Below are 12,056 nucleotides of genomic sequence, written 5' to 3'. Positions count from 1 at the left end.
GGGTTGGGGCAGATGTTGTATGTGAGCTTGAGTTTGTTTCAGGAGGCGCAGGCGGGGACGGTGATTTTGGCGATGTTGGTGCTTGTGTGGGGGGTGGATTCGTTGAGTGCTTGGAGTCGGGGGCGGTGGGTTGAGGCGTAGATTTCGGTGACTCTGACCACGTCAAATCTTTTTCGCCACTTGTTATGGGTAGGTATATGCCCGACCAAGAAAGCGATAATCCAACCATCTAACTATTTGATAAATAGACAGAAACCGACGAATTAGATTTAGGATGGTATTTGTGCTGATGGTACGGAGGCTGTCGAACCGCTATAAACAGCTATCAGGTAACCAACTCGCTTAAATTGCATGTTTCAGACGTTGGTAGCTTCACGGCACTATGGCAGAGTCGTTGTGATCCTAACTCAACTCAAAATAAACAATTTTTTTGCATGCATTAAAAATGATAGCTAGCGTTCTATGCCCTGCATAAACACCGGCATTGGCATTTCAAATCACGTCTGATACCGTGACTATTACATGTATCGGCCTAACCTGCTTCATTAGCTTCCCTCTTCGAATACGGTTACAAGGACTGTAGCGATGAATGAACAACCTTATACCCCTACCAATTTGCGTCGCCGCATAAACTTTTCAGACAAATGCAAAAATGCAAGCCTTCACAACTCTTCAATACGTAAAAAAATTGGTGAGGAATCGTCTCAGAGACTTACGAAAGGATTAGCATTTTCTTCCGGCTTAAGAAGCTTCAGTCTAGGAAAAAAATCAGGTTATGGTTTTGGAGATATTTCAGACACTATAATCATTAGGCTTTTAGCAAAAAACATCAGAGCTGCGTATCCGGCAACACAATCCCACAGACAGTTCCTCATAAGCAACACCATCTCAATAATGAAGGAATGCGTAGCTTTTAATGTATTTAGATACGACATTCAAAGCTTCTATGAAAGTATTGATCGCAAGCTTCTTCTGGAAAATTTAATCGCAGATGGCATTTGCACATGGCAGACTATACTACTAATAAAAAGACTATTCCTCATACTCGACATATATGAAGTACAGGGCCTACCTCGCGGATTAGCAATAAGTGGAGCTTTAGCAGAATTAAGATTATTGAGTTTCGACCAAAGCATGCGCCACAACAACGATGTCTTTTTCTTCTCGCGCTTTGTCGATGACATCTTGATAATAACATCCGAAAAATTAAGTCAAAAAAACTTCGACGAACTTGTAACTGAAACTTTACCTGAAGAACTTTGCCTGCATGATGGAGAGAAGCGCTCCTTTATCCCTGTTCCTGCAATTTACCAATCTAAAAAAAAGAACGCACAAACACACGAATATTTTTCACTCAGCTACCTGGGATACAACATAAGGATCTCCAACAATTCCACAAAAGAAATAGCTTTAGGCACCTCGCGCCGGGAAATACTCGTCGACATTTCAGAAAACAAAATACGTAAAATACAAGACAGACTAGTCAAGTCTTTTACAGGTTACATCGCAAGCAAAAAAACCTCAGCTGATTTCAGACTTTTAAAAAATAGAATACGTGCCATTACCGGAAACTACGAGATAAGAGATCCCAGCACAAAAATCACCATCAAGACTGGCATATATTATAGCTACATCCATAAAAACACTGACGATGATTGCGCACTTCTGAGGCTAGACGGTTTTCTCAGAGGCTTGATGTTTTCGGAAAAAAATCCGCTTTCATTACGCATAAAGCGTGCTTTATCTTTGGCTCAACGAAAGCAACTAATCGGCTACAGCTTCAGTTTAGGTTTTACCAACAGAAGATTTCACTCTTTTTCGTACAAGAGCTTCGAAGTCATTAAGAAGGTATGGTTATGAGCACCAAGCGGCAAACTCAAAGAGTGAGAAAACAGGATTATTACCGTATTCTATTAACTGAAACCTGTCCGTATGAAACCCCAGTAATATTCGATAATTTTGGATTTTACAAACAACTTCAGACACTTCCGGCGAGGTCTGAAGAAATTCAAAAACTACTAAATTCAATTCTCAAAGACGAAAAGGATCTAAAATTTTCGATTCCATACATTTACAACATCCGGAAAGATTTCGAGTCACCTAGAACCCTATCCTTGATGCATCCTCGATCTCAACTTCACTTTGTCGAATTTTATAAAAAATTCGATGATCAAATTTTGTTATTCTGCAAAAAAAGCAAATTCACTCTGCGAGCCCCTCAAAAAATCACCAGTAAATACTATATAAAGAACCCACAGGAAAACATTAAAAAATACCGTTCCGATGAAACCACCTCATCTCAGAACGAATTAAAAGACAGATATCTAACAACTTATTTTGCCTATGGCGAAAACACCCGCCTACATAAATTTTTTGAATCTTTTGATTATCTCAGATTAGAAAAGAAATATTCCCAATTTTGCTCAATGGACATCTCTAAATGCTTCGATAGCATTTACACTCATTCAGTGGCATGGGCGGTCAAAACCAAAGAATATACAAAAAGGCACATTGGAATTGACGGAGTATTCGGCGACATTTTCGACCTAACAATGCGTTGCTCTAACTATAATGAAACAGCGGGAATACCGATAGGACCCGAAGTCAGCAGGATATTTGCGGAAATCATCTTTCAAGAAATAGATGAGCAAATTGAAAAAAAACTTCAAGCACACGGATTAAAAGTAGACTTGGATTATTCAATGCGTCGCTATGTAGACGACTACTTTATATTTACCAACTCAGACTCAGTATCAAGCCAAATCGCGCAAACTGTCGAAGCCGAATGTAAAGCTTACAAACTTAATATCAATGAGGCCAAAACCCTAAAGGCAGAGCGCCCATTCATCACTCCTAAAACCAAGTCTTTAAGAGCTGTACAACGCAGACTACTGACTCTTAGGGAGTCTCTTTTTTCAGGAGAAAATTATGGCTCACCAAGAGAGCTACCCAATCAAAAAACACTAACCCTTCACTTTATAGACGACATCAAAGCTGCATGCAGTTCTGATTCAGACGCCTATCAATTAGTTAGTGCTTATGTAGTAGGCTGGCTAAGCAATCGCATAATCAGCGCAACAGATGAAAATATAAATCGGACTGAAGGAATAGAAAATCTCCTAACCGGTTTCTCTCATTTTTTTAACTTTTCCATTCGAACAATTTTTCACTTCTACAGTATAAACCCTAGTCACAAATCATCTGTAAAGCTTTGCATTGCTGCAAAACTAGCTTGCACATTCTATGAAAAACATATACCAACAGAAATAGACAGTATAAAAAATACAATTTATAACTTATGTAAAGAATTTTTTTCCAGCAGTGGCTACCTGGGAATTTTATCCAAAAACAACAATATCAACCTTCTTGAGGCAATGAATATACTTGTCCTTTGCAAAGAGTTAGGCCCGCAATATCTCTTGCCCAAAGAAGCTCTGCAAGGAATCGCAAAAATTGATAATGCCGAACCCCTAGACTATTTCGAGATCATCACACTTCTCTACTACATCGGCGATGAACATCTATATCGAGAAACTCGAAAAAAAATAACATCGAGCATAGATCAACATTTAAATCGAATTGACGACATACGCATAAACTCGCACAAATTTCATCTTTTGATGGACATTCTTTCCTGCCCCTATATTGATAAAAACTTTCGATCCGCTACAGCTATCCGATTGTGCGAATCTGTAACCGGCACAAAACCTGGAAAAGCAAAACTGAAGGTGCTAATGGATTTTTTTGATAAAAACATTTGGTTCGTAAATTGGCATAGTTTTGACTTATTGACTGTTTTGGAGAAAAAGGAATTGCTAAGCGGCTACTGATTCGATAGCCTTGGCATCGAGAAACACGGTGGGCTTTACACCGCAAGGTGGCTACCTATGACGTCGAGTGTTCGCATTCGATATATTAGGTCTCGTCGGCTTTGATAGAGACGGCGGGCAACCGCACACACTACACCCACCGTGTTTCTTCTTATCACAACCTAACAGCGCATTCATTCAGCTGAAGCAAGTACTGTCAAACACCTCCTAGCTCACCTTGCACGCTCATTAATAGCGCACAAAATATCCAAAACCAAGAATTACATATAATCAGTTCTTGGGTCATAATCTGCTGGCAAATTATTTTGCACTATAACAGGTAAAGTTTTACGCGTCCGGCGCGCTGCCCTAGTAAATTCTAATCTCACATTCCCCTCAAACTGAAGATGCTCGAGATTAGCGGTAGATCGTAAGCAGTCTAGATTAGATTCCAGTTGGTAAGCCCAATACGTACCAAGAAAATAAATAAAATATAACTTTCTACCTTCAGCTAAATATTTTTTGACTGTCTTATTCCCCCGCCCCCTGTAATGGCAACTCAATCTAGAGCGAATACCACTTTTCTGAGACTCCGAAATACCTACATATATAGGTCTAAAGTTATCTGGAAAACCTACAGGCAAGTAGGCGTCCTTAGTATCATTCCTAATAATTTGATCAGCGCTGTTAAATTTTTCCCCTATAACATAACAACCGGTTGCTCTTGGTGCGAGAAGATACCTCTCAAGCGGCAACGCGTCCGAAGCATCAGAGTGAGTAAACAGGCTTGCATCGAAATTTTCCATCAATCCTCCATCTTTTAACGTGCTCATATGCTCTAGCCCAAACCAACCACAACAGCCACCTTCGTCCACAAATTAATAAGACTTCACTCAAGTTCCCCCCTGTCGAGCTTTGGATCTAAAAATTAATTTTTCCGCCGACAAATATTACAATACATGGAAGAAAGTTCTGAAAGCTATAGTTACCACCTTCGTTTTTTATCAAGAAAAGAAGCAAGCTAATTCTAGACAATGAGTTCGCCTCGCTTTGCTTGGATAAAGGGAAGGATTTTTTCAGATAAACATTCCCTTCTCTCGCCCCATGAAGGCACTGTGATAGCATGCTCGCGCCTCCCCCCGGAGAGGGGGATTTTTTCTACATCCCGCAAGGAATATGCCCCGTGAAAGACTTCGTCATCAGCGTCAACAACACCGTCCTCTATCTCTCCCTGGCATTCATCTGGTTGGTCGCTATCGTCGCGATTTTCACCAGTGGGTTCTTGCCGGCGCTGGGTATCTTCGTGGCCGGCACCCTGTGCTGGTGCATCATTTCCGGCTTCTGGTTCGTCCAGTCGGCGACCTACGAAGAACTGCGCAAGCTGAACGCCAGCAAAAACTGAAGCATCAGGGTGGAGCCGTAAGTGCCCCGCCCTACCCTGAGCGCTTGGTTCCGTGCCAAGCGCTTCTCTCTGCTGCGAACTACTCGCACGCCCCCGCCTTCTCCGACCTCCAAAAAACTTCGCCCTCTCTCTTTCAGCCAATGAGGGACCGGACTGTTTTTTAGGAAATAAGCCCTCTACTTTGAGCGCTTAAACAGGCTCGTTTAAAGCAACCCGCCGTAACTTCCGCAAGGCTACAACGCCTTGCGTCATTGCCTACGACTACGCCAGAATCCGCCGGCTTGTGCGTCTACGACGCGGGTCTTATCGTTTCCCGGTCACTGAAAAACAGTGATGGGGTTTGGTAGCCCCGGATTATCGTAGGTTGCATAAGCATCATGATGTGCAGTGTCTGAAAGACTCCGCGTCATGGTGGTCATGCACAGGGCGTCTTCGGGCGCGCCGGTTCCTACGTCCCGGTCTACCAACCTGAGCATGGCCGCCACCCATCGTTTGGTAGCGAGAGTGTCGGCTCCCATTTGACGATGTAGGAGTTTCACCATGATCAAACCAACACCCAACCCTCCCGAAACCGACCCCACTTCCCCCTACGAATCCCCCAACTCCAAAAAACTCCACGACGCCGCCGAGCGCGCGCTGGATCACTACCTCTTCCCCGCCGCCGGGATCATGTCGTCCTTGAACGAGCCCGAGCGGATGTACCTGGCCAATCCGAAATTCAACACCGAATGCCTGCTGGCCAACGCCAGCGAAAACCTCGGTGCAGCCAGTGAGATGCTCAGCAATTTCGCGGCCACGCTCGATCCGTCGCATCGCAAGACGGCGATCGGTATTACGCAGATCGTGATGATTGCCGAGCTGGCGGTGAATCAGGCGCTGGATCACGTCGAAGTCGCGTAAGCAGTCGTCGAAAGCTTGTCTCCAGCGGGAGTTGTTGAGTCCGTTTTTGCCGCTGGAAACATCTGGCTCAGAAGATCTGCAATGTAAACAGCCCGGCCCGGCACCCTCGTCAATGACGAAGGATGCCGCGCCGGGCTGTTTGCGTTTCGGTTACTGGTTATTGACGGTGATGTACGGGTCCCAGGTGTGTTGCGGGCCCAGTTGGTTCAGGTCGCGGTCGAGCAGGACGAAGGTGATCTGGTACCAGAGTTTGCCCGGATTCTCGGCCGTGGCTTGCCACATGGAATAGATCACATCGGTTTTGGAGATTCCGCCGTTGGCAGCCTTGTTCAGGTAAGGCACTACGCCGGGAATGTTGTAGGTGAGCGGTGTCGACATGGTGCCTTTGTAATCGCCGCCCTGGTGGGGGTCGCCGCTCTGGACGTTTTTGATCAGGGCGATGCGGTCGAAGTTGCGCGACAGCGTGGTGGCGCGCCAGCGGATGTTGTCGCCGGGTTTGACGTCGATCCACAACTCGTCGCCGCCTTCGCCGGTGTTGCCACTGGCATTGGGGTCGACGGCGTCGCGCGTCACCAGCATGGAGATCGCACCGCCTACGTCGTTGGGATGGGCAAGCAGGTAATCGGCATCGACATTGACTAGCACGTCAATGGTTTGGGTAGCACTGGACATTTTGAGGCTCCTTGTTTTTGGAATCGCATAAGCGACCGCGCCCGCGAAGGCTGTCCGGCTCATCCGGTCCATGGATGCGGTCTGCGGAGAACGATAGGAGATGGCCTAATAGTGTCAAACCGCGATTCCTTGACGCGGAAAAACGGGAGCACTGCGCGACGCAACCAAGGTTTTGATTTGGTTCTGTGCGAGTTGATCTCTGATGGATTTTGAGCTGTTCACTGGCGGTAACTGTTGGCGAAGGCGCACAGCCGGTGTTGGCATTAACGGCGAATCGGCTACACCCGGCCTTTTGTGGAGCGGCAAGCGATCCTGCTGCGGGTCATTTTTGATGGACTGGTGGCAACTGGATGCCGACACGGGGGTGTACCTGGTGCGGCCGTCGGCGCGGTTCAATACGGCGACGACTACGGCGTTCAAGGACTGGATCGAATAAACATGGGGACAGATCTATTTATCCGTGGCGTGATAATAGAACCGCCCCCATTCCTGACAGGAATGCCCCCATAAAAAACATGAATTTTCTTTAAGGCGCCCAATCTTTTAGCGTGGCCATTCTGCATATGGAGATGACGCTATGAATGACTCAAGCCTGCGCCTTTACGTCGATGCTCAATTCACCAGTCCCTACGCAATGTCGTGCTTTGTGGCCCTTCGAGAAAAGGGAATCGAGTTCGAAATGAGCACCCTGGACCTGGACAAACTGGAAAACCAGGCCAGCGATTACGCCCGTCTTTCGCTGACTCAGAGAGTGCCCACCCTCGTGCAGGGCGACTTTGCGTTGTCGGAATCTTCGGCGATCACCGAATACCTGGAAGATGTGTTCCCCCAAACACCTGTTTACCCAGGGCACCCACAGAAGCGCGCGGCAGCGAGGCAAGTTCAAGCGTGGCTACGCAGTGATCTGCTCCCGATCCGACAGGAGCGCTCTACCCTTGTCGTGTTCTATGGTCAGAAATACGGACCGTTGTCAGCCTCAGCCGAGGCTGCCAAACAAAAGTTGATTGATGTAGCTCAGTGGCTGCTGGCCGACAATCCGGACTACCTTTTTGGTGAATGGTCGATCACCGATGTTGATCTCGCGTTGATGCTGAACCGATTGATACTCAATGGGGACACGGTGCCGGCTCAATTGGAGGATTACGCGCAGCACCAATGGCAGCGTCCGACAGTACAAGAGTGGATCAAGCTGCAACGACCTCGACTGTAACGGCAGCATTTTCTTTGCTTTTCTGTTGTTACTCGAGCCTACACCCCCTTGAGCAAGTGCCTACAAATTCACCAGAAAGCGCCGGCTTTCAGGGCTCGCCCCTCAAGCCGTATCCTTTTCCCGTCACCCACATCCCGCCCAAGGCAGTAAGCCGTCCTAATCATCCAGGACGTGCCAAACCCTTGGGCGTTTTTGTTTTAAACAACGGAGGCCTACAGCTCCAATGCCTTCGCCATGATGATCGTGCGCTCCGCCCCATGAAACTCGTCTCGTACCTTTTCAAACCCAAGCGAAGCATAGAAGCCTTCTGCAGTGATTGAAGAAGGCACACGCAGCTGGTTCAGACCTGCATTGATGGCAAGTGATTGAAGCCTCTCCATCAGGTGTCTTCCGATACCCTTTCCTTGATAGCGCGGGTCGACAAACATACTTCGGACAGTGTCGTTATCCAGACTCGCTGTTGCAATGATATGGCTGCCGGCTGTAGCCACCAGGACTTGACGCTCACTCAACAGATGAAGGATCGCCGGGGGAGAAAAGCTTTGCGTCACTTGCTCGATGATTTCGGCGGAGTAGTCCTGAACGTTAGACTCGCGCAAAGCACTGAGGATCGTTCGACTGATCGCTGGCGCATCTGCATTCGTAGCGTTTCGAATCAGGTAATCCATCAAGGGCCGCTCCTTGCGCGTCATCAAAAAATGGGGAATACGAGCTGCGTTATATAAAGCCCATCCCGGACCGGGAGTCGATCATGGTTTCGCGTGTTGCCAGGTAAAGCCGACGATACACCGTCACCAGTTGCACCTGATTGAACGCCAGATTGCGCCCGCTGGGATTGGGCAGAATCTAGACGTTAGCGCCGCCGAACGTGTCCTCTTGCAGCCCCCACTTGATCGACTTCTTGCCGGATACCCGCTGCCGCCAATAACCCCGGATTGATTCCGCAGAACACCACGTAAAGGTCTTCGGTCAGGATGTCTTCAAGCCGCATATGCCCCTATCTCCCCAAGCCGAACTTTGCCCAAGGCCCACATTCGATGCAGTTGGCAACTGGTCCGTGGATCGGCCTCGAAACTGTAACTGTTCATCCTGCAGACCGTGAGCGAAATTAAGGCCACTCCCCGCCCGAAATGAAGTGAGCACACGCCGTGGATCTGACCCTCACCACCCTCCTCGTCAGCTTCGCCGGCGTGTTCCTGATCTGCTTCATGAAGGGCGCGTTCGGCGGCGGCTTTGCGATTGTCGGGATTCCGCTGCTGTCGCTGGTGATGGACCCGATCACGGCTGGCGGGCTGCTGGCGCCATTGTTCGTCGCCATGGATCTGTTCAGCCTGCGCTACTGGAAGCCTTCCACCTGGTCAAAACCCGACCTGAAGTTGTTGGTACCAGGTTTGATCGTCGGCATCGGCGCCGGCTATTTGCTTTTCCGGGTACTGGACCACCGCGCCATCGCCATCGTCATGGCGGCGATCACGCTGTTGTTTGTCGGTTTGTGGTTCAAGGCGGGCGGAGAAGTGCGAGTGCGGCCGCGCTCCTCGTCCAAAGCCGTGGCTGCCGGCATTACTTCGGGTATCACGACGATGGTGGCGCATTCCGGCGGGCCGCCACTGGCGATCTATCTGCTGCCGCTGGGGCTGAGCAAGCAGATGTATGCCGGAACGACCAGCCTGTTTTTCACCGTGGGCAATCTTCTCAAGGCAGTGCCATGGCTGCTGCTGGCCAAACCTACCGGCAACGTGCTGACACTGATGCTCGTCAGCTTGCTCGCCATTCCCAGCGGCGTCTGGCTGGGTTGGCGGTTGCACGCCCGACTGGACCAGCGTCAGATGTACCGCGCCTGTTATGGCTTGCTGGTGGTCACGGCATTGAAGCTGTTGTGGGATGGAGTCGGGGGATACATGGCCTGAACGAAGTTCAGGCCGGGCCGGGGTTATTTGAACGCCGGCACGGCAACCGATTGATCCGAATGCTGGACGGATGAAATAGGCTTCATACCATTGCGAATCGACAACCTGGAGGTTGATTTGAAAACAGAGAGTGCAAGGCGTGTGATTGTCATCGGTGCCGGCATCGTGGGTGCGTCCGTCGCTTATCACCTGACTTGCAAAGGTGCGCAGGTCACTGTGATCGAGGCCGGTGAGGTCGCGAGTGGCGTGACCGGGCGCTCGTTTGCGTGGATCAACACGTCGCACAGTGGGCCCGATCCCATTGCGCAACTGCGCGCTGCGGCAATCCAGGAGTATCACCGGCTCGAAGCGGAACTGCCGGACCTGAAGATTCATTGGACGGGCGCCCTGAGTTATCCGCCCGGCACAGACCTGGAAGCGTCAGCCAACCTGCTCACTCAAGCACAAATTCTCGACCTTGAGCCGAACCTCAAAAATCCCCCTCGACAAGCCTTTTACAATCCACAGGAAGGCACATTGGACGCCGTGCAAGCCACCCATGCGTTGATCGCCGGTGCTCAGGCTCTTGGAGCGACGGTACTGGTGCATACCCGAGTGCAGGGTTTTACCCTCCGCGATGCAACGGTGACTGGCGTCGAAACCGCAACGGGTGCCATCGAAGCTGACGTGGTCATATTGGCCGCAGGAACGGGCATCAAGCAACTGACTGAAACTCTGAACCTATTCCTTCCGATCGAGGCCTCGCCCGCTGTTTTCATCCGCTACAGGATGCAACCCGATCGGGTGAATACCCTGATCTCCTGTCCTGAGATGGAAGTCAGACAGGATTCGCAAGGGATCTTGCTGGCGGCGGAAGACTATCTGGACAACTCCCTGGAGAACCGCCCGCAAGCCATAGCGCAACGAACCGCGGCGGCCATCCGCAACGAGTTGGCGGGTATCATTTCCATTGAGCCAGAATTGGCGTGTATCGGGCTCAGGCCCATGCCTGCGGACGGCGTGCCCATCATCGGTTATCTGCCCGGGATCGGCGCAATGTACGTTTGTACGATGCACCCTGGCGTCACACTCGCGGCAGTCGCAGGCCGCCTGGTCAGTGACGAGCTGATCGACGATCAGGTTTCACCTGCCCTGGCGCCATACCGGCCTGACCGTTTTTTCAAGACGTAAAAACAAGCCCGCGGTGGCCGGGCCGAGCACTCCCATTGACCGCATCAATAACAACCATTAACTCAATGAAGTTCTCATATCGAATCCAAAGCGTAGGATCTGCTCCATACCAACCCACTGCACACGGAGTACAGAACCATGAAACGCCAAACAATCCTCGGCATCGCCTTCTCGCTCTTCGCCTTGAACGCTTTTGCGGCGACTGAAACCGATCCACTGTTCAGCGATGCTGTTGCCGCTGCGACTCAAACTGATCCTTTGTTCAGCGATGCCGTAGCTGCGACCGAAACTGATCCACTGTTCAGTGACGCCGTTGCCGCGACCGAAACCGATCCGCTGTTCAGTGATGCGGTAGCCGAAGGTGGTTCTGACCGTCTGATCGAAAGCCGTAACGCCTGAATGCTGGGTTTTACCGCAATACCCGACGAAAGCCCGGCCCTATCCGCCGGGCTTTTTCATATGGGGACAGATCTTTTTTTCAATCAAAGGCGCCATTCAGCACTTCATAAATCAGCCCTGTAGCCAGCGCGACCAGGATCAGATCGGTGCCGACCTGCTGCCATTCGTAGCCGTCGTAGTGCGGCAGTCTGCCGACCAGTCGACCATCGAGCTTCTTCGCAATACCGGGCGGCAGCGGTTTACCCCGCGCCAGGTTCTTCTGAATGCCGGGAGGCAAGGCCGGGCCCGGGGTCCAGTAGTCACGATAGCCGTCCACAATCCCGATCACCCCGGCGCGATCGATACTCGGGCCGTGCCCCTGATAACCGCCCCCGCCTTTTTTCCCCTGATTGCCATGATCCTGGCTGTTATGAGGATTGCCTTTGCCCTGCCCCTTTCCGTTGCCCGGATCGGCCAGCGCTGTCAACGAACTGCTCAGCAGCGCAATACAGGTCGTGGTCGCAATCAACGTGCGTAAACCGGACATGGGTCGTTCCTTGAATGAATGTGTGTGTTTGGATTCTAGTCAGTTTTTTTTACAGGTATGG

The 12,056-nt window shown here is 50.0% G+C and carries 12 protein-coding genes and 2 pseudogenes; 10 read left to right on the top strand and 4 right to left on the bottom strand.

The features are described from left to right. From CAF77_RS23710 to drt3b, 3 genes and pseudogenes are all read left to right on the top strand, one after another. Positions 1–141, top strand: a pseudogene (locus CAF77_RS23710) (phosphonate ABC transporter, permease protein PhnE); the annotation flags it as partial. Between the two features lie 444 nt (positions 142–585). Continuing rightward, positions 586–1,860 (top strand): antiviral reverse transcriptase Drt3a, encoded by a 1,275-nt coding sequence (drt3a, locus tag CAF77_RS23705; protein WP_085655326.1) that lies wholly within the window; start codon positions 586–588, stop codon positions 1,858–1,860. Then, a complete protein-coding gene (gene drt3b / locus CAF77_RS23700; protein WP_170929011.1) occupies positions 1,857–3,830 on the top strand; it encodes an antiviral reverse transcriptase Drt3b in 1,974 nt (657 codons plus the stop codon). The genes drt3a and drt3b overlap by 4 nt, the downstream gene beginning before the upstream one ends. A 260-nt stretch (positions 3,831–4,090) precedes the next feature. Here the strand turns inward: drt3b and CAF77_RS29155 are convergent, their stop codons facing one another. Continuing rightward, on the bottom strand, positions 4,091–4,615 hold the full coding sequence (locus CAF77_RS29155) for a hypothetical protein (RefSeq protein WP_139831620.1): 525 nt from the start codon (positions 4,613–4,615) through the stop codon (positions 4,091–4,093). 377 nt (positions 4,616–4,992) lie between these two features. Between CAF77_RS29155 and CAF77_RS23695 the strand changes: the two genes are divergently transcribed. Together CAF77_RS23695 and CAF77_RS23690 are read left to right on the top strand one after the other, a co-directional pair. Continuing rightward, a complete protein-coding gene (locus CAF77_RS23695) occupies positions 4,993–5,211 on the top strand; it encodes a hypothetical protein (protein WP_011333849.1) in 219 nt (72 codons plus the stop codon). Between the two features lie 540 nt (positions 5,212–5,751). Then, positions 5,752–6,111, top strand: coding sequence for a DUF6124 family protein (locus CAF77_RS23690; protein WP_039773181.1), 360 nt, complete (start codon positions 5,752–5,754; stop codon positions 6,109–6,111). 150 nt (positions 6,112–6,261) lie between these two features. Here CAF77_RS23690 and CAF77_RS23685 read toward each other — a convergent pair whose 3' ends face one another. After that, positions 6,262–6,783, bottom strand: coding sequence for an AidA/PixA family protein (locus CAF77_RS23685; protein ID WP_011333846.1), 522 nt, complete (start codon positions 6,781–6,783; stop codon positions 6,262–6,264). A gap of 340 nt (positions 6,784–7,123) precedes the next feature. Here CAF77_RS23685 and CAF77_RS29595 point away from each other — a divergent pair. Both CAF77_RS29595 and yfcF read left to right on the top strand, forming a co-directional pair. Continuing rightward, positions 7,124–7,219 (top strand): annotated as a pseudogene (locus tag CAF77_RS29595) (LysR family transcriptional regulator); the annotation flags it as partial. A 141-nt stretch (positions 7,220–7,360) separates the two neighbouring features. Then, positions 7,361–7,993 (top strand): glutathione transferase, encoded by a 633-nt coding sequence (gene yfcF / locus CAF77_RS23675; RefSeq protein WP_085655328.1) that lies wholly within the window; start codon positions 7,361–7,363, stop codon positions 7,991–7,993. Positions 7,994–8,205: 212 nt separating this feature from the next. Here the strand turns inward: yfcF and CAF77_RS23670 are convergent, their stop codons facing one another. Continuing rightward, a complete protein-coding gene (locus CAF77_RS23670) occupies positions 8,206–8,661 on the bottom strand; it encodes a GNAT family N-acetyltransferase (RefSeq protein WP_085655329.1) in 456 nt (151 codons plus the stop codon). Between the two features lie 480 nt (positions 8,662–9,141). On the opposite strand from CAF77_RS23670, the gene CAF77_RS23665 reads away from it, so the two are divergent. From CAF77_RS23665 to CAF77_RS23655, 3 genes are all read left to right on the top strand, one after another. Further along, positions 9,142–9,900, top strand: coding sequence for a sulfite exporter TauE/SafE family protein (locus CAF77_RS23665; RefSeq protein ID WP_085655330.1), 759 nt, complete (start codon positions 9,142–9,144; stop codon positions 9,898–9,900). A gap of 117 nt (positions 9,901–10,017) precedes the next feature. After that, on the top strand, positions 10,018–11,070 hold the full coding sequence (locus CAF77_RS23660) for an FAD-binding oxidoreductase (protein WP_085655331.1): 1,053 nt from the start codon (positions 10,018–10,020) through the stop codon (positions 11,068–11,070). A 138-nt stretch (positions 11,071–11,208) separates the two neighbouring features. Continuing rightward, positions 11,209–11,469, top strand: coding sequence for a hypothetical protein (locus tag CAF77_RS23655; protein ID WP_085655332.1), 261 nt, complete (start codon positions 11,209–11,211; stop codon positions 11,467–11,469). 79 nt (positions 11,470–11,548) lie between these two features. Here the strand turns inward: CAF77_RS23655 and CAF77_RS23650 are convergent, their stop codons facing one another. Continuing rightward, positions 11,549–11,995 carry an anti-virulence regulator CigR family protein gene (locus CAF77_RS23650; protein ID WP_085655333.1) on the bottom strand — a complete coding sequence of 149 codons (447 nt, stop codon included), beginning with the start codon at positions 11,993–11,995 and terminating at the stop codon, positions 11,549–11,551. Between the last annotated feature and the right edge of the window lie 61 nt (positions 11,996–12,056).

The organism is Pseudomonas sp. R15(2017), from assembly GCF_002112685.1.
In the GTDB taxonomy this organism is placed as follows: domain Bacteria; phylum Pseudomonadota; class Gammaproteobacteria; order Pseudomonadales; family Pseudomonadaceae; genus Aquipseudomonas; species Aquipseudomonas glycinae.
The sequence above is the reverse complement of the archived record's forward strand: the minus strand, read 5'-3'. Positions and strand labels throughout refer to the sequence as shown.

What these genes read in the sequence shown, in the direction of transcription:
- drt3a (WP_085655326.1), top strand. Translation starts at nt 586, where the DNA reads ATGAATGAACAACCTTATACCCCTACCAATTTGCGTCGCCGCATAAAC.
- drt3b (WP_170929011.1), top strand. Translation starts at nt 1,857, where the DNA reads ATGAGCACCAAGCGGCAAACTCAAAGAGTGAGAAAACAGGATTATTAC.
- CAF77_RS29155 (WP_139831620.1), bottom strand. Translation starts at nt 4,615, where the DNA reads ATGGAAAATTTCGATGCAAGCCTGTTTACTCACTCTGATGCTTCGGAC.
- CAF77_RS23690 (WP_039773181.1), top strand. Translation starts at nt 5,752, where the DNA reads ATGATCAAACCAACACCCAACCCTCCCGAAACCGACCCCACTTCCCCC.
- CAF77_RS23685 (WP_011333846.1), bottom strand. Translation starts at nt 6,783, where the DNA reads ATGTCCAGTGCTACCCAAACCATTGACGTGCTAGTCAATGTCGATGCC.
- yfcF (WP_085655328.1), top strand. Translation starts at nt 7,361, where the DNA reads ATGAATGACTCAAGCCTGCGCCTTTACGTCGATGCTCAATTCACCAGT.
- CAF77_RS23670 (WP_085655329.1), bottom strand. Translation starts at nt 8,661, where the DNA reads ATGGATTACCTGATTCGAAACGCTACGAATGCAGATGCGCCAGCGATC.
- CAF77_RS23655 (WP_085655332.1), top strand. Translation starts at nt 11,209, where the DNA reads ATGAAACGCCAAACAATCCTCGGCATCGCCTTCTCGCTCTTCGCCTTG.
- CAF77_RS23650 (WP_085655333.1), bottom strand. Translation starts at nt 11,995, where the DNA reads ATGTCCGGTTTACGCACGTTGATTGCGACCACGACCTGTATTGCGCTG.